This window comes from Cupriavidus taiwanensis (assembly GCF_900250115.1).
In the GTDB taxonomy this organism is placed as follows: Bacteria; Pseudomonadota; Gammaproteobacteria; order Burkholderiales; family Burkholderiaceae; genus Cupriavidus; species Cupriavidus taiwanensis_B.
Window position 1 is genome coordinate 2,594,418 of the sequence record NZ_LT984803.1, and the last position, 25,813, is coordinate 2,620,230.

General features: G+C 69.4%; 26 protein-coding genes, 1 pseudogene and 1 riboswitch. Of the genes and pseudogenes, 17 read left to right on the forward strand and 10 right to left on the reverse strand.

All coding sequences use genetic code 11. The annotated features are described in order from the left end of the window. Nucleotides 1–13: 13 nt before the first annotated feature. The 8 genes from queC to ybgC all read right to left on the reverse strand — a co-directional run bounded on the left by queC (nt 14) and on the right by ybgC (nt 6,415). Nucleotides 14–697, reverse strand: a complete 684-nt coding sequence (gene queC, locus CBM2586_RS12110) for a 7-cyano-7-deazaguanine synthase QueC (RefSeq protein WP_115663695.1) — start codon at nt 695–697, stop codon at nt 14–16. Between the two features lie 120 nt (nt 698–817). After that, the gene (gene ybgF / locus CBM2586_RS12115) at nt 818–1,576 is read right to left on the reverse strand and encodes a tol-pal system protein YbgF (protein ID WP_115687733.1); all 759 of its coding nucleotides are present in this window, start codon (nt 1,574–1,576) and stop codon (nt 818–820) included. A 15-nt stretch (nt 1,577–1,591) separates the two neighbouring features. Continuing rightward, entirely contained in the window at nt 1,592–2,104 is a 513-nt protein-coding gene (gene pal, locus CBM2586_RS12120; protein ID WP_115661458.1) for a peptidoglycan-associated lipoprotein Pal, read from the reverse strand. Nucleotides 2,105–2,119: 15 nt separating this feature from the next. Then, complete coding sequence (gene tolB, locus CBM2586_RS12125) at nt 2,120–3,493, reverse strand: Tol-Pal system beta propeller repeat protein TolB (protein WP_115661457.1); 1,374 nt, start codon at nt 3,491–3,493, stop codon at nt 2,120–2,122. Between the two features lie 205 nt (nt 3,494–3,698). Continuing rightward, a complete protein-coding gene (gene tolA / locus CBM2586_RS12130; RefSeq protein ID WP_115688747.1) occupies nt 3,699–4,790 on the reverse strand; it encodes a cell envelope integrity protein TolA in 1,092 nt (363 codons plus the stop codon). Between the two features lie 36 nt (nt 4,791–4,826). Beyond that, on the reverse strand, nt 4,827–5,270 hold the full coding sequence (gene tolR / locus CBM2586_RS12135; protein ID WP_115661455.1) for a protein TolR: 444 nt from the start codon (nt 5,268–5,270) through the stop codon (nt 4,827–4,829). Nucleotides 5,271–5,330: 60 nt separating this feature from the next. Next, nucleotides 5,331–6,014, reverse strand: coding sequence for a protein TolQ (gene tolQ / locus CBM2586_RS12140; protein ID WP_012353556.1), 684 nt, complete (start codon nt 6,012–6,014; stop codon nt 5,331–5,333). After that, nucleotides 6,011–6,415, reverse strand: a complete 405-nt coding sequence (ybgC, locus tag CBM2586_RS12145; protein WP_012353557.1) for a tol-pal system-associated acyl-CoA thioesterase — start codon at nt 6,413–6,415, stop codon at nt 6,011–6,013. Before ybgC ends, tolQ begins: the two co-directional genes overlap by 4 nt. A 165-nt stretch (nt 6,416–6,580) precedes the next feature. After that, nucleotides 6,581–6,706: riboswitch (ZMP/ZTP riboswitch) on the forward strand. A 121-nt stretch (nt 6,707–6,827) separates the two neighbouring features. On the opposite strand from ybgC, the gene glyA reads away from it, so the two are divergent. Next, nucleotides 6,828–8,075: a serine hydroxymethyltransferase gene (gene glyA / locus CBM2586_RS12150; RefSeq protein WP_012353558.1), complete on the forward strand. Its 1,248-nt coding sequence runs from the start codon at nt 6,828–6,830 to the stop codon at nt 8,073–8,075. A gap of 153 nt (nt 8,076–8,228) precedes the next feature. Then, nucleotides 8,229–8,693, forward strand: coding sequence for a transcriptional regulator NrdR (nrdR, locus tag CBM2586_RS12155; RefSeq protein ID WP_012353559.1), 465 nt, complete (start codon nt 8,229–8,231; stop codon nt 8,691–8,693). On the opposite strand, the gene CBM2586_RS32055 is transcribed toward nrdR, so the two are convergent. Beyond that, a complete protein-coding gene (locus CBM2586_RS32055; protein ID WP_231942401.1) occupies nt 8,668–8,868 on the reverse strand; it encodes a hypothetical protein in 201 nt (66 codons plus the stop codon). The genes nrdR and CBM2586_RS32055 overlap by 26 nt on opposite strands. A gap of 110 nt (nt 8,869–8,978) precedes the next feature. On the opposite strand from CBM2586_RS32055, the gene CBM2586_RS12170 reads away from it, so the two are divergent. From CBM2586_RS12170 to CBM2586_RS12225, 12 genes and pseudogenes are all read left to right on the forward strand, one after another. After that, a complete protein-coding gene (locus CBM2586_RS12170) occupies nt 8,979–9,296 on the forward strand; it encodes a hypothetical protein (RefSeq protein ID WP_145987403.1) in 318 nt (105 codons plus the stop codon). After that, nucleotides 9,293–10,231, forward strand: a complete 939-nt coding sequence (locus CBM2586_RS12175; RefSeq protein ID WP_115687737.1) for a PilW family protein — start codon at nt 9,293–9,295, stop codon at nt 10,229–10,231. The genes CBM2586_RS12170 and CBM2586_RS12175 overlap by 4 nt, the downstream gene beginning before the upstream one ends. Next, nucleotides 10,225–10,818, forward strand: coding sequence for a pilus assembly protein (locus tag CBM2586_RS12180; protein ID WP_115687739.1), 594 nt, complete (start codon nt 10,225–10,227; stop codon nt 10,816–10,818). Before CBM2586_RS12175 ends, CBM2586_RS12180 begins: the two co-directional genes overlap by 7 nt. Beyond that, nucleotides 10,815–12,650 carry a pilus assembly protein PilY gene (locus CBM2586_RS12185; RefSeq protein ID WP_115687741.1) on the forward strand — a complete coding sequence of 612 codons (1,836 nt, stop codon included), beginning with the start codon at nt 10,815–10,817 and terminating at the stop codon, nt 12,648–12,650. The genes CBM2586_RS12180 and CBM2586_RS12185 overlap by 4 nt, the downstream gene beginning before the upstream one ends. Further along, a complete protein-coding gene (locus CBM2586_RS12190; protein ID WP_115687743.1) occupies nt 12,647–13,105 on the forward strand; it encodes a type IV pilin protein in 459 nt (152 codons plus the stop codon). Before CBM2586_RS12185 ends, CBM2586_RS12190 begins: the two co-directional genes overlap by 4 nt. Nucleotides 13,106–13,109: 4 nt before the next feature. Beyond that, a complete protein-coding gene (locus tag CBM2586_RS12195) occupies nt 13,110–13,673 on the forward strand; it encodes a GspH/FimT family pseudopilin (protein ID WP_115661448.1) in 564 nt (187 codons plus the stop codon). A gap of 51 nt (nt 13,674–13,724) precedes the next feature. Beyond that, nucleotides 13,725–14,840 carry a bifunctional diaminohydroxyphosphoribosylaminopyrimidine deaminase/5-amino-6-(5-phosphoribosylamino)uracil reductase RibD gene (gene ribD, locus CBM2586_RS12200; RefSeq protein ID WP_115687745.1) on the forward strand — a complete coding sequence of 372 codons (1,116 nt, stop codon included), beginning with the start codon at nt 13,725–13,727 and terminating at the stop codon, nt 14,838–14,840. Between the two features lie 58 nt (nt 14,841–14,898). Next, entirely contained in the window at nt 14,899–15,522 is a 624-nt protein-coding gene (locus CBM2586_RS12205) for a riboflavin synthase (RefSeq protein ID WP_115687747.1), read from the forward strand. Nucleotides 15,523–15,820: 298 nt separating this feature from the next. Beyond that, nucleotides 15,821–16,929, forward strand: a pseudogene (ribBA, locus tag CBM2586_RS12210) (bifunctional 3,4-dihydroxy-2-butanone-4-phosphate synthase/GTP cyclohydrolase II). Nucleotides 16,930–17,027: 98 nt separating this feature from the next. Next, nucleotides 17,028–17,528 carry a 6,7-dimethyl-8-ribityllumazine synthase gene (gene ribH, locus CBM2586_RS12215; RefSeq protein WP_012353576.1) on the forward strand — a complete coding sequence of 167 codons (501 nt, stop codon included), beginning with the start codon at nt 17,028–17,030 and terminating at the stop codon, nt 17,526–17,528. Next, nucleotides 17,521–18,039 (forward strand): transcription antitermination factor NusB, encoded by a 519-nt coding sequence (gene nusB / locus CBM2586_RS12220; protein ID WP_115661444.1) that lies wholly within the window; start codon nt 17,521–17,523, stop codon nt 18,037–18,039. The genes ribH and nusB overlap by 8 nt, the downstream gene beginning before the upstream one ends. Nucleotides 18,040–18,176: 137 nt before the next feature. Further along, nucleotides 18,177–19,358, forward strand: a complete 1,182-nt coding sequence (locus CBM2586_RS12225; protein ID WP_115687749.1) for a pyridoxal phosphate-dependent aminotransferase — start codon at nt 18,177–18,179, stop codon at nt 19,356–19,358. Between the two features lie 81 nt (nt 19,359–19,439). On the opposite strand, the gene CBM2586_RS12230 is transcribed toward CBM2586_RS12225, so the two are convergent. Next, nucleotides 19,440–20,555, reverse strand: coding sequence for a lytic transglycosylase domain-containing protein (locus CBM2586_RS12230; RefSeq protein WP_115687751.1), 1,116 nt, complete (start codon nt 20,553–20,555; stop codon nt 19,440–19,442). Between the two features lie 649 nt (nt 20,556–21,204). Between CBM2586_RS12230 and ubiD the strand changes: the two genes are divergently transcribed. The 3 genes from ubiD (at nt 21,205) to CBM2586_RS12245 (ending at nt 25,812) form a co-directional block, all read left to right on the forward strand. Further along, a complete protein-coding gene (gene ubiD, locus CBM2586_RS12235) occupies nt 21,205–22,731 on the forward strand; it encodes a 4-hydroxy-3-polyprenylbenzoate decarboxylase (RefSeq protein ID WP_115687753.1) in 1,527 nt (508 codons plus the stop codon). Between the two features lie 129 nt (nt 22,732–22,860). Further along, on the forward strand, nt 22,861–24,885 hold the full coding sequence (locus CBM2586_RS12240) for an acetoacetate--CoA ligase (protein WP_115661440.1): 2,025 nt from the start codon (nt 22,861–22,863) through the stop codon (nt 24,883–24,885). A gap of 24 nt (nt 24,886–24,909) precedes the next feature. Next, nucleotides 24,910–25,812, forward strand: coding sequence for an aldose epimerase (locus tag CBM2586_RS12245; RefSeq protein WP_115687755.1), 903 nt, complete (start codon nt 24,910–24,912; stop codon nt 25,810–25,812). Nucleotide 25,813: the final 1 nt, after the last annotated feature.

The following is a 25,813-nucleotide window of genomic DNA, read 5'->3' on the forward strand; positions in this document are numbered from 1 at the left end:
CTCAGGCTCAGGATCAGGCGGCGGCCTGGTAGCGGGTCGGGTCGGGCACGCCGGCGGCCTCGAAGCCGGCGCGGCGGATGCGGCAGGAATCGCACACGCCGCAGGCGCGGCCGTCGTCGTCGGCCTGGTAGCACGACACCGTCAGGCTGTAGTCGACGCCCAGCGCGATGCCGGCGCGGATGATCTCGCCCTTGGTCATGTCGATGATGGGGGCATGGACGCGGAAGCGGTCGCCCTCGACGCCGGCCTTGGTGGCCAGGTTGGCCAGGGTCTCGTAGGCGGCCACGTATTCGGGGCGGCAGTCCGGGTAGCCGGAATAGTCGACCGCGTTGGCGCCGAAGAACAGGTCGCGACCGCCGACCGCCTCGGCCCAGCCGAGCGCCAGCGACAGCATGATGGTGTTGCGCGCCGGCACGTAGGTGACGGGAATGCCGCCGCTGGCGCCATCGGTCGGCACCGCGAGCGCGTCGTCGGTCAGCGCCGAGCCGCCGAAGCGGCGCAGGTCGAGGTCGACGATCTCGTGGCGCGCGGCGCCCAGCGCCGCGGCCACGCGCGTGGCGGCTTCCAGTTCCGAGGAATGGCGCTGGCCGTAGCGCATCGACAGCGCATAGGTCTCGAAGCCCTGGGCGCGGGCCATGGCAAGTACGGTGGCGGAGTCGAGTCCGCCGGACAGCAGGACGATGGCGCGTTGAGTCATGGTGCGGGTCGCGCCGGCGGCGGCGCGCAAGAACATTCAGGCGAATCGCATATTCTAGCGCGACAAACGAAAAAGGCCCGCCGAAGCGAGCCTTGCCATGGCGGGCAGCGGCGCCGGCGCTTACTTCAGCGTCTTGAGCCGGTTGCTCGCCGCCTGCGCGCCCTCGGTGCCGGGATACTTCGCCACCACCTGCTCCAGCGTCTTGCGCGCGGCCGCCTTCTGGCCGGACTCGAGCTGGTTGTTGGCAATGGCGATCATCGCGTCCGGCACCTTGGGGTGGGTCGGGTTGGCATTGACCATGTTCTGCAGCACGAAGGTGGAACCCTTGTAGTCGCGCTGCGCGTACAGCGAGTTGCCGAGCCAGTACTGTGCCAGCGGCAGGTACGGACTCTGCGGGTACTTCTTCACGAACGCCGAGAACGAATTCCCCGCGCTCTTGAAGTCGCCCGCCTGGAACTGCTTGAGCGCGGCATCGTATTCGGGCTTTTCGCCCGGCTGCGCGATGCCTTCGCGGCCTTCGACCGTGACCTGCTGCGGCTCGAATTTCTTCAGGCGCGCATCGAGGTCGGCGTAGTAGTCCTTCTGCTGCTTCTGCAGCGTTTCCACCGTGTTCTGCAGCACTTCGTTCTGGCCGCGCAGCCGCGCCACTTCCTGGCGCAGGCCTTCGAGCTGGTTCTCCATCTCGAGCGTGGTGCGGCTGTTCTGCTCGATGCGCTGGGTCGCGGTCGCCTGGAAACCGTTGAACTGGTCGCGCAGGCTGATGACGGCCTTGCGGGCCTCGTCATCGTCGAACACTCCGGCATGCGCCTGCGACAGCGGCAGCATGCCGCCGCCGGCGACGGCGGCGAGCCACAACAGGGTGGAAACGCGTGCTTTCATGGAAGGCGGTCCAGATCAGTAGTTGATGTCCGCGCGGCGGTTCTCGGCCCACGAGGCTTCATCGTGGCCGGCGGCCTTGGGCTTTTCCTTGCCCAGGCTGACGGCTTCCATCTGGGCGTCGGGCACGCCCATCGACGCCAGCGAGCGGCGCACGGCTTCGGCGCGCTTCTGGCCCAGCGCGAGGTTGTACTCGCTGGTGCCGCGTTCGTCGGTGTTGCCCTGGATCAGGATCTTGCGGCCCTTGTTGGTGCCCAGGTACTTGGCGTGCGCGTCCAGCATGCCCTGGTAGTCGGGCTTGACGCTGTAGCTGTCGAAGTCGAAGTAGACGCTGCGCTTGGCCAGCGGGCTGTTCGGGTCGTTCAGCGGATCGGCCGCGGTCACCGGGGTGACGGCGCGCGGATCGGCACCGGTGCCGCCAGCGGCGCCGGCGCCGGCGTTGGCGGTATCGTCAAGCTTGACGCCGGAGCTGCACGCGCCCAGGGCGAGCAGTGCGGCAACGGCAAGGGTTTTGGTCATCAGTTGAGGCATGGTGAATGACTCCTGTTATTGCATGAAAGGACCCCAGGACGGCTCGCGAACATCGCCGGACTGGAGGGACAGAACCTGCCGGGTACGCCCGTCAGTGGACACCGCCGCCAGCACCGCGCGACCGCCCACGCGGGTGGCATAAAGGATGTACTTGCCGTTGGCGGCGAAGCTGGGCGCTTCGTCGTTGGCGGTATCGGTCAGCGACGTCACGTCGCCGTTGGTCAGGTCCTGCAACTGCAGCTTGAAGCCGCCCCCGCGCGAAATGTACGCCAGGTACTTGCCATCCGGCGAAATGCGCGGGCTCACGTTGTAGCTGCCCTTGAAGGTGACGCGTTGCGCACCGCCGCCTTCCTCGCCGGAGGCGGACATGCGGTAGACCTGCGGTGCGCCGCCGCGGTCGCTGGTGAAGTAGATGCTCTTGCCGTCGGGCGAATACTGCGGCTCGGTGTCGATGGCGCTGCTGCGCGACAGGCGGCGGATGCCCGAGCCGTCGGCGTTGACCTGGTAGACCTGGGTATTGCCATCGCGCGACAGCGCCAGCGCCAGGTGGCGGCCATCCGGCGACCACGACGGCGCGCTGTTGTTGCCCTTCTGGTTCGACACCAGCGTGCGCTTGCCGCTGGCGAGGTCGTGCACATACACCACCGGCTTCTTGGCCTCGAACGAAACATAGGCCACGCGTGCGCCGTCCGGCGACCACGACGGCGAGATGATGGGCTCGTTGCTGGTCAGCGCCACCTGCGCGTTCTGCCCGTCCGAATCCGAGATCAGCAGCTGGTAGCGGCCGCCCACCTTGGACACGTAGGACAGGCGCGTGGCAAACACGCCGCGCTCGCCCAGCAGCTTTTCATAGATGTAGTCGGCGATCTTGTGCGCGGTCACGCGCAGCTGCGACTGGTTCACGGTAAAGGCCAGCCCGCCCAGGCTCTGGCCCTTGACGGTGTCGTACAGGCGGAAGCGCACTTCGTACTTGCCGCCCGCGGCCGGGGTCACGCTGCCGGCGACGAAGGCATCGGCGCCACGCGCCTTCCAGCTGCCCAGGTCGACATTGGCGGACTCGGCCACGGTCGCGCCGCCCGGGTCGACGTTGCGAAAACGGCCGCTGCGGGCCAGGTCCGAACGGATGATCGCGGTCAGGTTCTGCGGGGCCTGGGCCTCGCCCTGGAAGTTGGCGGTGGCCACCGGGAACTGGCTGGAGCCAACCCCGGAGATCTCAACGTTGAGCTGCGCGTGCGCGGCGCCTGCCGCCATGGTCATGGCCGCGGCCAGCCACGCCATCAGCGCGCGCCGGCCCGCCAGCGGCGCCGGCCGGCTGGCGCCTCGGGATGCGGGGGAATCTGCGTTGTGCCGCCTCGCGGACAGCCAGTTGGGGGCCCAAAGCTTTCGCATGCTGCTCCTCAGTCGATTTCAAGTTTCGTCGGGCACGACAGGCAATCGGCAACACGGGCACTGCGGCATTGCTGCGCGTGGCGCATGCCCCGTCCGCGTGCGTACCGCACCGTCGGCTGCGTCAGGCAACCTGTCATGCTAGCGCTGGGACCGGAACCCGGCGATGAAGGTTGCATTATGTTGCAAATCATGCCTTGCCGGTCACTCAGTCCTTCGGCCGGAAGGTAATGGTGAAACTGGCCGGCGCCTTGCCGTTCTCGTCGCGCGGCAGCGGATCCGAACGCTCCACCGCGCGCAGCACGGCATTGTCCCAGCCGGAGTTGCCGCTGGACCTGGACAGCCGCGCCGACAGCAGCGAACCGTCCGGCGCCAGCTGCACCGAGACCACCGCGGTCGGGTTGCCCGGCACGTCCTCGGTAAAGACGATGTTCGGCTTGACGCGGCGGCGCACGCGGTCGGCATAGCCGGGCGAAGCCTTGCCGCCACCGCCGGCACCGGCGCCGGCCGCATTGCCGACCCCGCCACCGCCGGCGCCTGAACCGCCGGCCAGTGCCTGCAGGCGCGCCAGCTCGCTCTTGCGCTGGGCGTTGGCGGCGGCTTCGCGCTTGGCCTTGGCGTCGGCATCCGCCTTGGCCTTGGCGTCGGCCTCGGCTTTCGCCCTGGCGTCGGCCTGGGCCTTGGCCTTGGCATCGGCCTGCGCCCTGGCCTTGGCCTCGGCGGCTTCCTTGCGCTCGCGCTCGGCCTGTTCCTTGCGATCCTGCTCCTGCTGCGCGGCCTTCTTCTTCGCGTCTTCCTTGCGCTGCGCTTCCTTGCGCTCGGCCTCGCGCCGCTCGGCTTCCTTGCGGTCGGCCTCCTTTCTCAGCGCTTCCTTGCGCGCGTCCTCTTTGCGCGCTTCCTCCTTGCGCTCGGCGTCCTTGCGCTCGGCGTCCTTGCGTGCCGCTTCCTTGCGCTCGGCTTCTTCGCGCGCGGCCGCTTCGGCGCGGCGCTTCTTCTGCTCCAGCGCGATATCGGCGTCGTCCTCGACCTTGCTCTTCACCTGGGGCGGCGGCGGTGCCGGACGCGGCAGCGGTACCGGCTCCGGCGCGGGTTCTGGGCGCGGGGGCGGCGGTGGCGCCGTGGCAGCCGGGATCTCTTCCCAAAGTTCGGCCTCGGCGCCCACGGGCGTGCTGCTCTGCCAGCTCACGCCGTAGTACAACACCACGGCCAGCAGCAGATGCATGATCAGCGCGAGCACGAAGGAACGCAGGGTTCCCCGCTCCTTGACCGGCTGGTAGGGATAAGCGGCGGCGGTCGTCATCAGGCGCAACGGCAATCGGATAGGCGCTTCAACGCGTCAGGAGGTCTTGGACTTGACCATCAGGCCCACGCGCTTGACGCCATCGGCCTTGAGGACGGACATCACGTCCAGCACCGCTTCGTACTTGACCGCGCGGTCGGCGGCGATCACCACCGGCTGGTCCGGGTTCTCGTTCTGGCGCTGGTGCACGAAGTCCAGCAGGCCCTGCTTGTCGAGCTTGCGTTCGAAGGTATTGCCCGCATTGTCCTTGCCGCGCGCGGTGAGGTGGCCGTCTTCATGCACGGTGACAACGATCGGGGGGGCCTTCTGCTGCGGCGTGGCATTGGCCACGGTGGGCAGGTCGACGGTGGCGGGGCTGACGATCGGCGCGGCCACCATGAAGATGACCAGCAGCACGAGCATGACGTCGATATACGGCACGACGTTGATCTCGGCGCTGGCCCGGCGGCGCGAGCCGCCGCGGCGCTGAATGGCTGCCATTGCAGGACTCCTGGAAACGCCGGCCCGGGTTCGCGCCCGGGCCGTTGATAGGAAATACGGTTAGCGGGTCTGCCGCTGCAGGATGTTCAGGAACTCTTCCATGAAGCTCTCGAAGCGGATCGCCAGGCGATCGATTTCGGTGGCATAGCGGTTGTAGGCGATCACCGCCGGGATCGCCGCGAACAGGCCGATCGCGGTCGCCACCAGCGCTTCGGCGATGCCGGGCGCCACCGATGCGAGGGTCGCCTGCTGTACATTGGACAAGCCACGGAATGCGTTCATGATCCCCCACACGGTGCCGAACAGGCCGATATACGGGCTCACCGAACCCACCGACGCCAGGAACGGCAGATGCGATTCGAGCACGTCCATCTCGCGCTGGTAGGCCGCGCGCATGGCGCGGCGAGCGGCGTCGAGCAGCGCCCCGGCTTCGTTGCCGCGCTCGCGCGCCTTCAGGAATTCGCCCATGCCGGATTCGAAGATCCGTTCCAGCGCACCGGTGTTATGGCGGTTGTTGACGGCGCTGTTATAGAGCGCCTGCAGGTCGCCGCCGGCCCAGAAGTCGCGCTCGAAGCCTTCGGTCTGGGTACGCGCCGAACGCACTGCCAGGTGCTTGCGGAAGATATAGGTCCACGAAAACAGCGACATGACGAGCAACAGCGCCATGACGGCCTGTGCCAGCACGCTGGCGTGGAGCACCAGCGTTACGATCGACATGTCTTGCGTGACGGTCACGGGATTCATCGTGCTGACTTGATGGTGGCTAGAACGGGGTCGGGGATCGGGGCGGGACGGAAAGTGCTTTTGTCGACGCAGCCAACGCGGATCGCGCCGGTCGCGAGCATCAGTTCGCCCCGCCAGGCTTCCTGGGTGAACTGCACCGAAGCCGGGCCAACCCGGTCGATGCGCGTGCGGATCTCAAGCTGGTCGTCCAGCCGGGCGGGCGCATTGTAGTCCACCGCCGTGCTGCGGACGATGAAGACCACGCCCGCCTGGTCGGCGAGCGCCTGCTGTTCGATGCCGAGCGAGCGCAGCCACTCGGTGCGGGCGCGCTCGAAGAACTTGAGGTAGTTGGCGTAGAACACTACGCCGCCTGCATCGGTGTCTTCCCAGTACACCCGCAGGGTCCAGACAAAGTTTGTCATGGCCGCGATTGTAACGGAGAGCGATACCCGTTTCGTGTAAACCCGCAGGACGACTTTGCAACAGCAAGTTGCTGGCCAGGTCCGCGCCAGCCCTTGCCAGCGCTTGGCTGGCGGGTCCACGGCTTGCGGCGGGCGGCCGCCTCGCGCTACACTGCGCGCAACCATTCCATCTTGCGCGACTGGCGAAGTCAGTGGGCACTACCACGAGGAAGCGCAAGTTCTCTGGCGTGAAGTTTCCAGACGCCATGGCGTTGACGCGAGTCATGCCTGCCGCTCGCCTGGGCAGCGAATGGGAAGCAGGGTGCGCCCTGCGCCGACGGCCAAGCCGCCGGTGCGGGTCGCCGCTAGCCTTCCCCGCGCGCCCTACCCCCGATGCCCGCATCGGATTCCCTTTTTTCAGACGAGTTTCGCCATGTTCGAACGCAGCCGTTTTACGATCGACCAGATCGACCCCGAGGTCTTTGCCGCCATCCAGCAGGAAAACCAGCGCCAGGAAGACCACATCGAGCTGATCGCCTCCGAGAACTACACCTCGCCCGCGGTGATGGCCGCGCAGGGTTCGCAGCTGACCAACAAGTACGCCGAGGGCTATCCCGGCAAGCGCTACTACGGCGGTTGCGAGTACGTCGACATCGTCGAGCAGCTGGCCATTGACCGCGTCAAGCAGCTGTTCGGCGCCGAGGCCGCCAACGTGCAGCCCAACTCGGGCTCGCAGGCCAACCAGGGCGTGTACTTCGCCGTGCTCAAGCCGGGCGACACCATCATGGGCATGAGCCTGGCCGAAGGCGGCCACCTGACCCACGGCATGGCGCTGAACATGAGCGGCAAGTGGTTCAACGTGGTCAGCTACGGCCTCAACGCCCAAGAAGACATCGACTACGACGCGCTGGAAAAGCTGGCGCAGGAGAAGAAGCCCAAGCTGATCATCGCCGGCGCCTCGGCCTTCGCGCTGCGCATCGACTTCGAGCGCATCGGCAAGGTCGCCAAGTCGATCGGCGCCTACTTCATGGTCGACATGGCGCACTACGCCGGCCTGATCGCCGCGGGCGTCTACCCGAACCCGGTGCCGCACGCCGACTTCGTCACCACCACCACGCACAAGAGCCTGCGCGGCCCGCGCGGCGGCGTGATCCTGATGAAGGCCGAGCACGAGAAGGCGATCAACTCGTCGATCTTCCCCGGCATCCAGGGCGGCCCGCTGATGCACGTGATCGCCGGCAAGGCGGTCGCGTTCAAGGAAGCGCTGACGCCGGAGTTCAAGGCCTATCAGCAGCAGGTGGTGAAGAACGCCGCGGTGCTGGCCGAGACCCTGATCGCGCGCGGCCTGCGCATCGTCTCGGGCCGCACCGAGAGCCACGTGATGCTGGTCGACCTGCGCGCCAAGAACATCACCGGCAAGGAAGCCGAGCGCATCCTGGGCGAGGCGCACCTGACCGTGAACAAGAACGCGATTCCGAATGACCCGGAAAAGCCGTTCGTCACCTCGGGCATCCGCGTCGGCTCGCCGGCCATGACCACGCGCGGCTTCAAGGAAGAAGAAGCCCGCATCGTCGGCAACCTGATCGCCGACGTGCTCGACAACCCGCACGACGCCGCCAACATCGCCGCGGTGCGCGAGCAGGTGTCGGCCCTGACCAAGCGTTTCCCGGTCTACGGCTGACGCCAGCAGGCCGCCCGCGCGCACGCGCATGGGCGGCCGGCAGCTCCGCGGCCCGCGCCCCACGGCGCGGACCGCGGGCCTCGCCAACCCGCCCCGCCGCCGCAGAACGACAACACGGACAAGGCGCTGGGGTCCAACTCAAGGTGGTCCGGCATGAAATGCCCCTTTTGCGGTCATTCCAATACCCAGGTTCTCGACACCCGCATGTCGGAAGACGGCGATGCCGTGCGCCGGCGCCGCCGCTGCGAAGCCTGCGACCGCCGCTTCACCACCTATGAGCGGATCGAGCTGTTCTTCCCCGCCATCGTCAAGAAAAACGGCTCGCGCGTGGACTACGCCCGCGCCAAGCTGAAGGATTCGATGCGCCTGGCGTTGCGCAAGCGCCCGGTCTCGGCCGAAGCCATCGACGAAGCCATCACCCGGATCGAAGAAAAGCTGCTGGCGCTGGGCGAGAAGGAAATTCCCAGCAGCCAGGTCGGCGAACTGGTGATGCGCGAGCTGCGCAAGCTCGACAAGATCGCCTATATCCGCTTTGCCTCGGTCTACCGCAGCTTTGAAGACGTGTCCGAATTCTCGGACGTGCTGGCGGAAGTCACCGCCGGCAGCGGCAAGCGCTGACGCCCGCGGTTTCCGCTACCAGCACTGCGCCGACGGCACGCCGGCGCATCCCCGTGTTCCCTTGCAATCCCAGTTGGTTGATGGTGTAGCTGCCGCAGTCGTCCCCTTGCTGCGCGCCCTGCTTTTCGCGTGTGTTGCCGGCGATCTTCTCCTGCAGGCCGAAGCCGCGGAACATCACATGTCCGCGCTTAACACAATGGTGCGGATCTTCGCGCTTTACGTTTGGGCACGTTCGCCGCCGGCACGGCTCGCTAATCTTGGCCCGTCGCCTTCACAGCCCGTGCCATGCCCTCACCTGCAACCCGGCGCCGGACGCCGCCGCCAACCATCCCGCAACCCGGGATCCAGCGCGCGTACGCGCTGATCGAGGCGCTTGGCGCCTTGTCGATCGTACTTGCCGGACTGCTGCCGATGGCGGTGGTCGGCACCAGCGGGCTGGGCTGGCTGCGCGAGCTGGAGCGCCTGGCACAGGCCACGCGCAGCGCCGCCGACGATGCCGAACTGGGTCGCTGCGCGACGCCCCTGGTCGCGGTCGCCGCCATCGTGCCGTGGCCGGATGCCGGCGGCTGCCTGCCGGGCTGGGCCACGTGGGGGCGCCCATGAGCCGGCTTATTGACGCGTGCGGCTGGCGCGCCCGCCGGCGCGGCTTCTCGCTGGTCGAACTGATGGTCGGCATGGCGCTGGGCCTGATCGCTTCTGCCGCGGCCGGCGCCGCCTTCCTCAACGCGCACGCGGCCTACCTCGCCACCACCGACCGCGTGCTGATCGAGGAACGCGGCCAGCGCGCCCTGGCCATTCTCTCCATGCTGCTGCGACAGTCCGGATGGCCGGGCGAGCCGGCGTCCGGCATGGCCGGCACCGCCCTGCCCGTGGTCAGCGGCGCGGACAATTGCGGCCAGCCCGCCATGGCCGCCGCGCCCGCCTGCGCCCGCGCCGCGGTCGGCCAGAGCGACGCGCTGCTGGTCCGCTTCAGCGGCAGCGGCCTGCCCGCGGCGCCGGCACAGCCGGACGACACCATGACGGATTGCAGCGGCTATCCGGTCGCCGCAAGCGCGGCGGGCACCGAGGCAAGCGCCGGCTACGTGGCGGAGAACCTGCTCTATGTGGCGGCTGGCGCCGATGGCGTGCCGCAACTGCTGTGCCGGTACCTGGCCCGCCGCAATGGCCTGATCGACGGCAACGGCTGGACCTCGGGCGCGCTGGTGCGTGGCGTGGAATCGCTGCAACTGCGCTATGGCCTGGACCTGGACCAGGACGGCCGCCCGGAGCGCTTCGAGACGGCATCGGCGATCGCGTCGCAGGGCGATGCCGCCTGGCAACGCGTGGTGGCGGTCCAGCTCGCCATTGCCGTGCGCGGCGACCGGCCGGGCTCGGCCACGCCAGTGCGGGCCAGCGCTACGGACACGCCGGCACTGCCCGGCACCGCGGCGGCGGACCTGCCGCCCGCCGCACCGGCGCAGGCTGGCACCGCGCGCCGCGTGTTCGTCGCCGCGGTACGGCTGCGCAATGCGCCGCGCTGCCAGGAGACGCTGTGCTAGCGCGCTGCCTGTCACGCCCGTGCCAGGGCGGCGCCGTCACGCTGCTGCTGTGCGGCACCCTGCTGCTGATGGTGGTGCTGATCGCGGCCGCCACGCTGCAGATGCTGCTGTCCGGCCGCCAGCTTGCCGTCATGCAGCGCGAGCGCGAACTCGCCTTCCGCGCCGCCGAGGCGGCCCTGCGCGATGGCGAGGCCGAGCTGCTGGCAGCCGCGGCATCGCTCGACGCGCAGGACCGCCTCGCTCCGTGGCCGGCGCCGGGTCGCTGCGGCAGCGGCCAGCAGGCGGGCCTGTGCCGGCCCGCACTGGCCGGGCCGCCGGTGTGGCAGCCGTGGCTGGGGGGCGATGCCGAGGTCGACGCCATCGGCGTGCCGCTGGGCCGCTTTACCGGCGCTGCGCTGCCGGCCGACGCAACCGCACAGGAGCCGCCGCGCTATGTCGCGGAAATCCTGGACGAAGCGCCGGCCGGTTACAGCGCGCCGGATCCCGCCTCCGCGCTCGCCCCGGCGCCGCGGATGCGGGTGACCGCGATCGGCTTCGGCCGCACCCGCGCCGTGCGCGCCCTGTTGCAAAGCGTGATCCAGCCATGATCAGCCTCGCCACCCGCTGCGCTCTCGTCTGCCTTGTCTTCGCCCTGGCTGCGGCCTGCCATGCCGCCGGGTCCGAAGCGGGCCGGCTGCCGCTGGCCTACCGTACCGCGAACGGCGCCTATCCGTGGACCGGGCGCTTGTTCGCCATCGGCTGGCAGGACCTGACCCAGGCACCGTCGCCAGCCCTGTGGGAGGCCGGCGATCGCCTCGACCGCCGCACGGTGCCGTCGCGGCGGATCTTCACGTACGCCGCGCCGGACGGCGGCACGGCGCACGCCATTGCGCTGCAATGGGATGAAGCAACCGAGGCCTTGCACATCGGGGACAGCGCCTCGGTGGACTGGCTGCGCGGCGACCAGACCCGTGCCGGCCTGCGCCCGCGCGATACCCGCCTGGGCAATGCGGCAGGCGCACGGGTGCGGGTGGTGGCGCCGCCCGCATGGTCGCCCGGCAAAGCCGGCCACGCCGGCTTTCGCCTGCGCTACAGCCTGCGCCCGCACGTGGCCTGGCATGGCACCGGCGACGGGCTGCTGCACGCGTTCGATGCCGTGACCGGCGAGGAGCGTGCCGCTTACCTGCCGGGCGCGCTGCTGCCCCATGCCCTCGCCATGCCGGCCCCGGGGACGCCAACGCCGCCGGCGCCATGCCCGCGCCCGGAAGCGCAGGACGTCACGCTGCGCGGCGAATGGCGCACGGTGCTGCTATGCGGCATCCCGGCCAATGCCGCGGCCGGCAATGCCGCGGCAGCCTTTGTGCTGGATGTCACCGATCCCGAGGGACAGACGCCGTTCATGCCGATCTGGGAGATCGCCGCGACCGACGCATTGCCTCTGGCTGCGCGCGGGCCGGTACGCGCTGCGGGCATCCGTGGTCCGGATGGCTTGCGCTGGTTCGCGGTCGTGGTCCTCGCTGCCGGCACCGGCGGCGAGGCAGGCGCTGCCCGCGCCGGACTTGCCCTGCTGCCACTGGACAAGCCCGCCGGCGCCGCATGGTCCGGCCAGTACGCCATCCGCACCCTGCCCTTGCCGGAACGTGACTGCCTGGGGAACCCGGCGGCCAGCCAGCTCGTGGCGGTCAGCGTGCTGTCCGATATGAGCGGTGCCGCGCTCGCTGCCTATGCCACCGACGATGCCGGGCAGCTCTGGCGCTTCGCGCTCGCCGACGCGCCGCAGGCCGGGGCCAGCGCCGCCGCGGCCTGCCTGTACCGGATGCAGGTGTCCGCGCAACCGGCCACGGAAGAAGCCCCGGTATTGCTCGGATCCCCGAGCGCGCCGGTGGTGATCTACGGCGCCGGCAACGAACTGGCCGCGGTGCCCGATAGCACTGCCACACGTAGCGCCACCGCGCGCAAACCGCGGCAGGTCGCGACCCAGGCCGCGGACAACGGCCATGTCCTGCGCGCGGCGCCTGGCGGCGGGCCGGATCCCGGCTGGCGCCTGACCCTGCCCCATGCCGGCGAACAGCTGGTCGAGATAGAGCCGGTCTACCCCGGCTACCTGCTGTTCGTGACCCGCACGCCCGATGGCGCGCAACGCAGCTACCTGGTGCTGGCGGCGACCGGGGAATCGGTCTCGCAGCGCAGCTCCGGCGAGCGCGTGCCGGTTGCCACCGGCCAGTTGCTGCCGCCCGGGGCCAGCGTGTTCGCGACCCGCACCGACTTGCCGGGCACGCCCGCGCAACCTGGCGGCGCCGGGCGCCAGGCGTACGCGCTCTCGGTGTGGTCCGCCACCGGCAACGCGGTCACGCGCGTCGCGCAGACACTGGCCACGCGCCGCACCGGGCGCCTGCGCTGGCGCGAGATCGTCGGCCCGGCACGGGAGGATGCGCCATGAAGACCCGGGCCTCGGCGTGCCGGCGCAAGCGCGGCTTCAGCCTGATCGAGCTGGTGGCGGCGCTGGCCGTGCTGGCCATCCTCGCGGCCATTGCCGTGCCCGCATGGCACCGCCACCTGGCGCGAGGCTGGCGCGCACAGGCGCGCGCCGAGCTGACCGGCGCGATGTTGCAGCTGGAGCGGCATGCGCTCGAGGCCATGACCTTTGCCGCCGCGCCAGGGTCCGACATGGTTGCCGGCGAGTGGCCGTTGCGGGTGCCAGCCAATGGTCCGGTGCGCCACCTGGTAAGCGCCGGCGCTTGCCCGCAAGCCGCGCTCGATACCTGTGTCGAACTCCGTGCGGTGCCGCAAGCCGCGGATCCCGAATGCGGGACGCTGATCCTGCACAGCACCGGCCAGTGGCTGGCGCAGCCGCAAGGCGCGGCGCAGCCGCAGCCGCTGCCACCCGGCTGCTGAAGCCATGACCCACACATCGCTGGACCCCGGCTGGCCGCTCCGCCCTGACGGCCTGACGCTGGTCGAACTGGTCGCCGGCCTGGCCATTCTGGGCGTGTTCACGGCCGCGGCCTATCCGCTCTTCAGCGGCATGCTGGCGCGCCAGCAGGTCACGCTGGCGGCCGACCGGCTGGTGATGTCGCTGGCGCTGGCACGCGCCACCGCGCTGTCGCGCCGCCTCGAGGTGACGCTGCAGCCGCTGCCGGGCGAGGCCACGCTGAGCCCCGGCTGGCAACTGGTGACGGCCGGCGCCGGCCAGGAGCGGCCAGTGGTGCTGTCCGTGGTCGAGCCCGGCATGCCGTGCCTGTCCGTGACGCTGCGGCAGACCGTGCGCGGCGCCAATGTGCTGAAATTCCTGCCTGTGGGATACTCTCGTTCTGAGCAGGGCGGTTTTCAGGCCGCCACCTTCACGCTTGGCTGTCGTGGCGAGCAGCGGCAAGTCAGGCTGGGCGCGCAGGGACGTATCCGACTCTGCACACCCGGCCGCGACGCTGACTGCGAAGCGGCGGAATCCTCCGAGCCGCCATGACCTGGCAGCCCTGCCATCTAATCGCAGCGCCAAGGCCCACCCGATCGCCGAATGTTTTCCGATACCGACCACGCCGCCATGCAGCAGGCGCTCGCGCTCGCCGCGCGGGGCATGTTCAACACCACGCCCAATCCGCGCGTCGGCTGCGTGCTGATCAAGGATGGCCAGGTCATCGGACAGGGCTTTACCCAGCCGGCCGGGCAGGACCATGCCGAGATCCAGGCGATGAAAGACGCGCTGTCGCGCGGGCTCGATCCGGCTGGCGCCACCGCCTATGTCACGCTGGAGCCGTGCAGCCATTTCGGGCGCACCCCGCCGTGCGCCGATGCGCTGGTGCGCGCCGGCGTGGCACGCGTGGTGGCGGCGATGGAAGACCCCAACCCGTCGGTGTCCGGTCGTGGCCTGCAGCGCCTGCGCGATGCCGGCATCGACGTGCGCTGCGGCCTGCTGGAAAAAGAGGCGCGCGACCTGAATATTGGCTTTGTCTCGCGCATGACGCGCGGGCTGCCGTGGGTGCGCGTCAAGGTGGCGGCGTCGATGGACGGCGGCACGGCGCTGCATGACGGCACCAGCCAGTGGATCACCGGCCAGACCGCGCGCGACGACGGGCACGCCTGGCGCGCCCGCGCCTGCGCCATCCTGACCGGCATCGGCACCGTGCGCGACGACAATCCCGCGCTGACGGTGCGCGCCATCGCCACGTCGCGCCAGCCACAGCGGGTGCTGGTCGATTCCCGCCTCGAAGTGCCGCTCGACGCGCAGATCCTGACGCCCGATACCGGCGAGTTCGCCCGGCCCGTGCTGGTGTTCTGCGCGGTGGAAGACCGGCAGCGCCAGCGCGCGCTCGAGGGCCGCGGCGCCGAAGTCGTGGTGCTGCCCAACCCGCACGGCAAGGTCGAGTTGCGCCGCATGCTGGAAGAACTTGGCCGGCGCGGCATCAACGAATTGCACGTCGAGGCGGGCTTCAAGCTCAACGGTTCGCTGGTGCGCGAGCATTGCGCCGACGAACTGCTGATCTACCTCGCGCCCAAGCTGCTGGGCGATGCCCAGGGCATGTTCAACCTGCCGCCGCTGGCGCGGCTGCAGGATGCCGAGCAGTTCCACTGGCATGAAGTGCGGCAGATCGGCGACGACCTGCGCCTGATCGCCCGGCGCAACGATGCGTAGCGCCGGAACGCCGGCAGCCCATTCGAGATTCCCAAAACCTCAAGCACAAGACTCCACCATGTTTACTGGCATTGTCGCGGCGGTCGGCCGCATCGAATCCGTTACCCCGCTCGGCGCCGCCGCCGACGCCGGCGTGCGCCTGCGCATCGCGGCCGGCGGGCTGGACCTGTCGGACGTCATCACCGGCGACAGCATCGCCATCCAGGGCGCCTGCATGACCGTGGTCGCGATGGCGCCCGACTCCTTCGAAGTCGAGGTCTCGCGCGAATCGCTAAACAAGACCGTGGGGCTCGACCGGGCCGGCCGCATCAACCTGGAAAAGGCGTTGCGCCTGGCCGACCGGCTCGGCGGCCACCTGGTGTCGGGGCACGTCGACGGCCTGGGCGAAGTGGAGCATTTCGCGCCGGTGGGCGAGTCGCACGAGCTGCGCATCCGCGCCCCGCGCGAGCTGGCCCGCTACCTGGCCTACAAGGGCTCGGTGGTGGTCAACGGCGTGTCGCTGACCGTCAACCGCGTCACCGACGAGGCCGACGGCTGCGTGTTCTCGATCAACCTGATCCCGCACACCGTCGAAGTGACCACGCTGCAGGAGCTCAAGCCCGGCGCGCGCGTCAACCTGGAAATCGACCTGATCGCGCGCTACGTGGAACGGATGCTGTCTGCCGCGCAGGCGCCCGTGTAAGGTTCCCGCGTAAGGCGCCCGCGTAAGGCCCGCATAAAGCAAGGCCTGCCGGCCAGGCGCCGCAGCCGGCACCCCGCCCGCCCGGCCTCGAACCGGCAGCACTTTCCGCTGCCCGCGACTCCAGCGTGGGCTGCCTTGGCGTACAATACCCGGCTTGACTGGGCAACCTGCCGGGCGTATATGGCCCGGCCGGCCCGGCCCGATGCCCCGCCTCAGTCCGGCCGCTTTCCACCGCGGCCATGGTTCCTGCCACAGCCATTCGCCCTGATTTCCGCCCCAACCTGCCGTTCTGCACGCCATGACAATCGCCCGTACCGAAGACATCATTGCCGACATTCGCGCCGGCCGCATGGTCATCCTTGTCGATGAGGAAGACCGCGAAAATGAGGGCGACCTGGTCCTGGCTGCCGATTTCGTCACGCCGGAGGCGATCAACTTCATGGCCAAGCATGGCCGCGGCCTGATCTGCCTGACGCTGACGGCCGAGCGCTGCCGCCAGCTCGACCTGCATCCGATGGTGAGCCGCAACGGTACCCAGCACGGCACCAACTTCACCGTCTCGATCGAAGCGGCCGAGGGCGTGACCACCGGCATTTCCGCCGCCGATCGCGCCCGCACCGTGCAGGCCGCCGTCGCCCGCGACGCCAAGCCGGCCGACCTGGTCCAGCCGGGCCATATCTTCCCGCTGACGGCCCAGCCCGGCGGCGTGCTGATCCGCGCCGGCCATACCGAGGCCGGCTGCGACCTGGGCGCGCTGGCCGGCCTGACGCCGGCGGCGGTGATCTGCGAGATCATGAAGGACGACGGCACCATGGCGCGCTTGCCCGACCTGGTCGAGTTCGCGCAGGAGCATGACCTGAAGATCGGCACCATCGCCGACCTGATCCACTACCGCAGCCGCACCGAGAGCATTATCGAGCGCGTCGGCGAGCGCGCCATGCAAACCCCGTACGGCACCTTCCACAGCATCGCCTACCGCGACAAGCCGACCGGCCAGGCCCACCTGGCGCTGGTCAAGGGCAAGCCCACGCCGGAACAGGAAACGCTGGTGCGTGTGCACGAGCCGTTCTCGGTGCTGGATCTGCTGGAAGTGAAATGCACGACGCACTCGTGGAGCATCCCGGCAGCGATGCAGGCCATCGCCGAGTCAGACAAGGGCGTGATCGTGCTGCTGAACTGCGGCGACACCGTCGAACAGCTGTTCACGCAATTCAGCGCGCTCGACGCGCCACAGTCGCGCCCCGCCGCAAGCCCGACCTGCGCACCTATGGCATGGGTGCGCAGATCCTGAAGGATGTCGGCGTGGGCAAGATGCGCGTGCTGGCCGCAAAGCAGCGCATGCCCAGCATGACCGGTTTCGACCTCGAAGTGACCGGCTACCAGCCGATGAGCGGCCAGGCCGACTGATCCGGCCCCCGGCCCCTCGGCCTCTGTACCGAGCCACCCCAATACCCGGACCGCGGCGCAAGCCGCCGCGGTCCTCCCGAAAACTGGAGAACTGAACAATGGATCACGGCTTCTACCCCAGCAACCTCGACGGTGAAGGCCTGCGTATCGGCATCGTGCAGGCGCGCTTCAACGAGCCGGTCTGCGCCGAGCTGCTCGAGGCCTGCGTGGCCGAGCTGGAACAGCTCGGCGTCGAGGGCGAGGACACCCTGGTGGTGACCGTCCCCGGCGCGCTGGAAGTCCCGCTGGCACTGCAGAAGATGTGCGAGAGCGGCCAGTTCGACGCGCTGGTCGCGCTGGGCGCGGTGGTGCGCGGCGAGACCTATCACTTCGAGCTGGTCTCGAACGAGTCGGGCGCCGGCATCACCCGCGTCGGCCTGGACTTTAACGTGCCGATCGCCAACGGCATCCTGACCGTCGACACCGACGAGCAGGCCCACGCCCGCACCCGCGAAAAGGGCCGCGACTGCGCCCGCGCCGCGGTCGAGATGGCCAACCTGGTGGCGGCGCTCGATTCGCTGCGCGGCCAGGAAGACGAAGACGAGGACGACGATGAGTGATACGTCGAACAACCCGGACCAGGACGCCGGCAAGAGCGCCGGCGGCAAACCCGCCGCGGCCCGCACCGAAGCCAAGGCGCCGCCCAAGAGCGCGCGCCGCCGCTCGCGCGAGCTGGCCCTGCAGGGCCTGTACCAGTGGCTGCTGAACCGCAACGACATCGGCGCGATCCAGGCCCACCTGCATGACGCCCAGGGCTTCAACAAGGCCGACCGCGAGCACTTCGACGCGCTCCTTAACGGCGCCGTGCGCGAAGAGGCCCGCCTGACCGCCGCGTTCGAGCCGTTCCTGGACCGTTCCGTCGACGAACTGTCGCCGGTCGAGCGCGCCGCGCTGCTGGTCGGCAGCTATGAGCTGGTGCACTGCCTCGACATCCCGTACAAGGTGGTCATCAACGAAGCCGTCGAGCTGACCAAGACCTTCGGCGGCGTCGAAGGCTACAAGTACGTCAACGGCGTACTCGACAAGCTTGCCGCCCAGGTGCGCGCCGCCGAGGTGGCCGCGCGCCGCTGAGCGCCCCGCCCCGCGGCCCCGCCGTGCCGTCGCGCTGGCCCTGGCGCCAGCGCGATGAAGACGACACCCGCCGCGGCGGGTGTTTTCATTCCTACCTGTCACCTTGCTGAACGGGCCCCGGCCCGCCCCGGAACATCATGGACCTGCAGCACCTGGCCACCGCCTCCCGCCTCGCCAACATCGACGCCTTCCATGTGATGGAGCTGGCCAAGCAGGCCGCCGCGCTGGAGCGCGCCGGCCGCCATATCGTGCACATGGGCATCGGCGAGCCGGACTTCACCGCCGCCGAGCCGGTGGTGCGCGCGGCCGAAGCCGCGATGCGCCGCGGCGTCACCCAGTACACCGGTGCACTCGGCATCCATCCGCTGCGCGAAGCCATCGCCGGCCATTACAAGGCCGCCTACGGCGTGGACCTCCCGGCGCGGCGCGTGATCGTCACCGCCGGCGCCTCGGGCGCGCTGCTGCTGGCGTGCGCGGTGCTGGTCGAGATCGGCGCCGAGGTGCTGATGCCGGACCCGAGCTACCCGTGCAACCGCCACTTCGTCGCCGCCTTCGACGGCGTCGCGCGCATGATCCCGAGCGGCCCGGCCGAGCGCTTCCAGCTGACCGCGGCGCAGGTCGAGGCCAACTGGGGCGAACACACCCGCGGCGTGCTGCTGGCCTCGCCGTCCAACCCGACCGGCACCTCGATCCTGCCCGACGAACTTGCGCGGATCCTGCAGGCGGTGCGCGCACGCCACGGCTTCGCCATCCTCGACGAGATCTACCAGGGCCTGTCCTACGATGCCGCGCCGGTGTCGGCGCTGAGCCTGGACCCGAACGTGGTCACGGTGAACAGCTTCTCGAAGTACTTCAACATGACCGGCTGGCGCCTGGGCTGGCTGGTGGTGCCGGAGGCGCTGGTCGAGGCCTTCGAGAAGGTCGCGCAGAACCTGTTCATCTGCGCCTCGGCGGTGGCGCAGTACGCCGCGCTGGCGTGCTTCACGCCCGAGGCGCTGGCCATCTACGACGAGCGCAAGGCCGAATTCCGGCGCCGCCGCGACCTGATCGTGCCGGCGCTGGAGTCGCTGGGCCTGCGCGTGCCGGTGCGCCCTGACGGCGCCTTCTATGTGTATGCGGACTGCCGCGGCGTCAACCATCCGGCCGCCGGCGACGCCGACCGCCTGACGCAGTCGATGCTGCACGATGCCGGCGTGGTGATGGTGCCGGGGCAGGACTTCGGCCCGCATACGGCCAGGGACTACATCCGGATCTCTTATGCGACCTCGCGCGAGAACATCGAAGAGGCGATGGCGCGGCTGGCGCGGCTGTTCCGCTGACCGGCCCGGCCGCCACCGCGGCAGGCAAAAGAAAAGCACCCCGCGGGGTGCTTTTCTTTCATGGCGATGCCGCCGCCGTGCTCAGGCGTTGTGCGGGCCGTTGTTGGCTTCCAGCTTCTCGGTCGGAGCGTGCTCGACCGGCGCCTTGTCCTCGGTGGCAGGCTTGCCGGCGTTGGCGGGCGCGTTGCGCACGCCGATCAGCTGGCGCAGGCGGGCGCGCTCGGCCAGCACCTTGGCGCCGTAGCCGCCATCGGTGGCCGTGGTGGCGCCGACGTAGTACTTCAGGCCGCCCTCGAGCGAGCCGGCGCGGGCGATGCAGTCCTTGAGCACCAGCGCGCCGATCTTGATGTTGGCGTACGGGTTCAGCGCCGCGGACACGCCGCCGACGGCTTCGTACTTGTCCTGGTGGACCTTGGTCATGACCTGCATCAGGCCCTGCGCGCCCACGCCGCTTTCGGCGTACGGGTTGAAGCTGGACTCGATCGCGATCACCCCCAAAATCAGCAGCGGGTCGATGCCGACCTCGCGCCCGGTCAGGTAAGCCGCCTTGACCAGCTGCGCGGTGGCCTGCGCCGCCACGCGGTACTTGCGGGCGATATAGTCCGCCACGGCGGCCTGCTCGCGCGCGCTGCCGAGCGTCGCACCGGTGCTGCGGGCGTCCATGGCCACGCGCGTCACCGGGATCTGCGCGGCCAGGTGCGCGACCGACGGCACCTTGGTATTGGCCGCCAGGCTCCATTCGTCGACGCCCGACACAGTCGGCAGGCCCAGCTTGCCGCCGCGGCCAGTGCCCGCGCCATAGCCGAACCTGGCCACCGCGACGTCCGCCGTGCTCGGCGGGACGGCGCTGGCTACGGCCGGGCCGTTGGCAGCGCTGGCGGCCGGGCCGGCATGCGCGGGTGCTGCCACGGCGGCGCGCACCAGCACCGCGGGCGCTTCGTCGCCGGCCAGCAAGGCGGCCAGTGTGGTGCGCCATTCCTGGCTCACCGACAGCGACACCGCCGAAACCACCGCCACCACGCCCAGGCTGTTCAGGGCGTACTTCAGCGTCGTGCGGCCGCCGCGCAACGCGCGGCCCGCGACCGGATGCGCGAGACGGACCTGCAATGCCCGACTCACTCCGGGTACCGGCTGTCGGAGGCGGACCTGCAGGGCCCGCCCGATGCCGGGAAGATGAAGGGTTTTCCAACCGCTCATGCTTACCTCCATCCGTTGCCCGCTTCGCGTGCCCGACTGCGGCATGCGCCCGATCTCAACGTACTCAAGTAAGGATGCCGCGCCGTCCAGCAGTGACGACCAAGCACCTGTTGGCAGGGCGCTCCCCTTGCGCCCAACTGGAAACAGGCCACGCCCTGGGGGAGCGCTACCTGCCACGACTTAACTCTCTCTACACTCCGGCAAGTCGCCGGAGGCGACCGGTCCCCCGCGATGCGCGGGTCTGTGACCATCGGTCCTTGCTGGAGGGACTCTCTGGCACATTCTTTTTATGTGCACCCCTTGACACAGGGGAGAATCCATGTTGCGACGCAACACTCCATGGAGCAGACCGGATTGTAGAAACCGTGTTATATCCCGTCAAGAATAACAAATCGATAATTAACTACTTCCAGTTATTTGTAACACGACGGTTCTGGTCGGCGGGGCATCACTCGGACCCCCGCAAACGCAGGCGTGGCCTTGGCTCGCCGCGCTGGCACCGGCCCCCGCGCGGACAAAAAACTTACACTTTCCGAAGTATCGGGCTGATGATTTTTTTGCCGCTGCCGCGAGGAATGTGTATCGTCACCGACCTGACTGCCGCCTCCCTGGATCCGGTGCGGGATGCCGCACCACAACAGAATTCACCATGCAATACAAAGACTTGCGCGATTTCATCGGCCAGCTCGAAAACCTTGGCGAGCTGCAGCGCATCGCCCGGCCGGTGTCGCCCAACCTGGAAATGACCGAAATCTGCGACCGCCTGCTGCGCGCCGGCGGTCCCGCGGTCGTCTTCGAGCAACCTGCGGGTGCTCCCCATGGCGACATCTATAGCGTGCCGGTGCTGGCCAATCTGTTCGGCACGACACGCAGAGTCGCATTTGGCATGGGCGCCGAATCGATGGAAGACCTGCGCGACATCGGCCGGGTGCTGTCGGCGCTGAAGGAGCCGGAGCCGCCGCGCGGGCTGCGCGAGGCCGGCAAGCTGTTCACCCTGGCCAAGTCGGTATGGGACATGGCGCCCAAGCGCGTCAGCAGCCCGGCGTGCCAGGAGGTGGTGTGGGAAGGCAACGACGTCGACCTGGCGCGCCTGCCGATCCAGACCTGCTGGCCCGGCGACGCTGCCCCGCTGATCACCTGGGGACTGGTGGTGACCAAGGGCCCGCACAAGAAGCGCCAGAACCTGGGCATCTACCGCCAGCAGGTGATCGGCCGCAACCAGGTCATCATGCGCTGGCTGGCGCATCGCGGCGGCGCGCTCGATTTCCGCGAGCATGCGCTGGCCAACCCCGGCAAGCCGTTCCCGATCGCGGTGGCGCTGGGCGCCGACCCCGCCACCATCCTGGGCGCGGTGACACCGGTGCCCGATACGCTGTCCGAATACCAGTTCGCCGGGCTGCTGCGCGGCAGCCGCACCGCGCTGGCGGGCTGCCTGACGCCGACGCTGTCGGAGCTGAGCGTGCCGGCCTCGGCCGAGATCGTGCTGGAAGGCCATATCCAGCCCGACCCGAGCCACCCGTCCGGCTACCAGCATGCGCTGGAGGGCCCGTTCGGCGACCACACCGGCTACTACAACGAGCAGGACTGGTTCCCGGTCTTCACCATCGACCGCATCACCATGCGGCGCGACCCGATCTACCACTCCACCTACACCGGCAAGCCGCCCGATGAGCCCGCCGTGCTGGGCGTGGCGCTGAACGAGGTGTTCGTGCCGCTGCTGCAGAAGCAGTTCCCGGAGATCACCGACTTCTACCTGCCACCCGAGGGCTGCAGCTATCGCATGGCGCTGGTGCGCATGAAGAAGCAGTACGCCGGCCATGCCAAGCGCGTGATGTTCGGCGTGTGGAGCTTCCTGCGCCAGTTCATGTATACGAAGTTCATCGTGGTGGTCGACGACGATGTCGACGTGCGCGACTGGAAGGAAGTGATCTGGGCCATCACCACCCGCGTCGACCCCAGCCGCGACACGGTGCTGGTCGACAATACCCCGATCGATTACCTCGACTTCGCCTCGCCGGTGTCGGGCCTCGGTTCCAAGATGGGCATCGATGCCACCGACAAATGGCCCGGCGAGACCACGCGCGAATGGGGCACGCCGATCGCCATGGACGCGGCGGTCAAGGCCAGGGTCGACACCCTGTGGGAAACGCTGTTCGAGCGTCCCGGCGCCCGGTGATGGCAGCGGGCAGGCGCCTGCGGCGATCCGCCGTTATCATGTCACGCTGATGCCGGGCGCCGCGACAGGCGCCCGCGACCAACCATCGCACCATCCGATGCCCGCGCCAGACGGGCCCGAGGAGGAGACATGAGCACCGCCGCCCCGCTCGCCGAAGGGAACCTGATGTGGACGCCGTCCGAGGCATTCCGCGAGCGCAGCCAGATCGCGCAGTTCATGCGCTGGCTGCGCACCGAACGCGGCCTGGCCTTCGACGACTACGACAGCCTGTGGCAATGGTCGGTCACCGAACTGGAAGCCTTCTGGGACGCGGTGCGCGCCTACTTCGACGTGCGCTTCGACACCCCGGCCACGCAAGTGCTGGACCGGCGCACCATGCCGGGCGCGCGCTGGTTCGACGGCGCCACGCTGAACTACGTGCAGCAGGTGTTCCGCCACGCCGGCACGGGCGCGGCCCGCGAGCGTACCGCCATCCGCTACGCGGGCGAGGCGCAGCCGCTGGCCGACATCAGCTGGCACGCGCTCGAAGCCCAGGTCGCCTCGCTCGCGCATGCGCTGCGCCAGATGGGCGTGCAGCGCGGCGACCGCGTCGCCGGCTACCTGCCCAATATCCCCGCCACCGTGGTCGCCTTCCTGGCCACCGCCAGCCTGGGCGGGGTCTGGTCCGGCTGCGCGCCGGACATGGGCCAGGTGGCAGTGGTCGACCGCTTCCGCCAGATCGCGCCCAAGGTGCTGATCGCCGTCGACGGCTACCGCTACGGCGGCAAGGCCTACGACCGCGCGCCGGTGCTGGCCGAGCTGGTCGCCGCCCTGCCCTCGCTGACCGACCTGGTGCTGGTGCCGCAAACCGGCAGCGGCGCCGCGGCGCCCGCCGGCGTGCGCGTCCATGCCTGGCAGCAGGCGCTGGCGCACGACGTGCCGCTGGCGATCGAGCCGGTGCCGTTCGACCATCCGCTGTGGATCGTCTATTCGTCCGGCACCACCGGCATGCCCAAGCCGATCGTGCACGGCCATGGCGGCATCGTCATCGAGCAGCTCAAGCTGATGGCGTTCCACAACAACCTCGGCCCGGACGACGTGTTCCACTGGTACAGCAGCAGCGGCTGGATCATGTGGAATGCGCAGGTGGCCGGGCTGCTGCTGGGCACCACCATCGCGCTCTACGACGGCAACCCGGCCTGGCCCGACGCCGGCGTGCTGTGGCGCTTTGTCGACGATGCCGGCGTGACCCTGTTCGGCGCCGGCGCGGCGTTCTTCACCAACTGCATGAAGGCCGGCATCGAGCCGGCGCGCATCGCCGACGTGTCGCGCCTGCGTGGACTGGGCTCGACTGGCTCGCCGCTGCCGGTCGAGGCCTACGACTGGATTTACCGCCATGTGCGCGAAGACATCTGGCTGGTGCCGATGTCGGGCGGCACCGACTTCGCCGGCTCGTTCGTCGCCGGCTGCCCGCTGCTACCGGTCTCTTCCGGCGAGATGCAGTGCCGTTGCCTGGGCGCGAAGGTGGAAGCCTTCGATGACCACGGCCAGCCGCTGGTCGACGCGGTCGGCGAGCTGGTCTGCACCGAGCCGATGCCGTCGATGCCGCTCTACCTGTGGGGCGACACCGACGGCAAGCGCTACCGCGACAGCTATTTCGACACCTACCCGGGCGCGTGGCGGCATGGCGACTGGATCAAGATCACCAAACGCGGCGGCGCGGTGATCTACGGGCGTTCCGACGCCACCATCAACCGCCACGGCATCCGCATGGGCACCAGCGAGCTGTACCGCGTGGTCGAAGACCTGCCCGAAGTGCTCGACAGCATGGTGGTCGACCTGGAATACCTGGGCCGCGAATCGTATATGCCGCTGTTCGTGGTGCTGCGCGAAGGCGTGGTGCTCGACGACGCGCTGCGCGACACCTTGCGCGCGCGCATCCGCAGCGCGCTGTCGTCGCGCCACGTGCCCAACGAGATCGTGCAGGCGCCCGGCGTGCCGCGCACGCTGTCGGGCAAGAAGATGGAGGTGCCGATCAAGAAGCTGCTGCTGGGCCACGCGCCGCAGGGCATCGCCAACCGCGACGCCATGGCCAACCCCGACACGCTCGACTGGTACTTCGACTATGCCGCGCGCTTCCTCGAGGCGCGCCAGGCCGAGTCGGCCACGAACTGAGCACCGGCTCCGCATCCACACGCCATGCACCATCCGCCAACCGAGGACTTCCAGGGCCAGCCGCTGGTGCGGATCGGCCAGGCCGATTCCTACCTGCTGCTGGCGCCGCAACATGGCGCGCGCCTGGTCCGCTGGGTGCACCGCGGGCACGACCTGCTGTACTGGCCCGACGCCGCCGACTGGAGCCGCCCGGCCAAGATCCGTGGCGGCAACCCGCTGCTGTTCCCGTTTATCGGGCGGCATTTTGTCGACGGCACGCCTGGGCAGTGGCGTGACGCCAGCGGGACGGTCCACACGCTCGCACAGCATGGCTTTGCGCGCGACCTGCCGTTCGAGGTCAGCGCCGTCGACACCCGCACCGCCATCACCATGACGCTGCGCGACAGCGAGGCCACGCGCGCCGGCTATCCGTTTGCCTTCGTGTTCGACGTGATCTACGCCTTGCTGCCCGACGGCCTGGAGGTGACGCTGCGCACCGCCAACCCCGGCCCGCAACGCCTGCCGTGTTATCCGGGCCACCACTTCTATTTCGCCCTGCCTCACGCCCAGCGCGCCGCGGCGTCGCTGGCGTTGCCCGCCACCGCGCGCCTGCGCCAGCTACTCGATGGCAGCCCCGCAGGGGCCGAATCCGGCGAGTCGACCTACCAGCTCGACGATCCACGGCTGCAGGACACGTTCCACGTCTTCCGCGCCAGCCCCGCGGCCGAACTGGCCATGCCGGACCGCCGTATCCGCTTCGAGCTGGACCTGCCCGGCAGTGCGCCCTGGCATGCCGTGACCACGTGGTCCGAGAGCGAGGCCTCTGACTTCTATTGCGTCGAACCGTGGGTGGGACTGCCCGATGCCATCCACCATGGCCAGGGCTTGCGCTGGCTCGAGCCGGGCCAGAGCGAAAGCGCGGTGTGCCGGCTGCGCGTCGCCGCCTGAT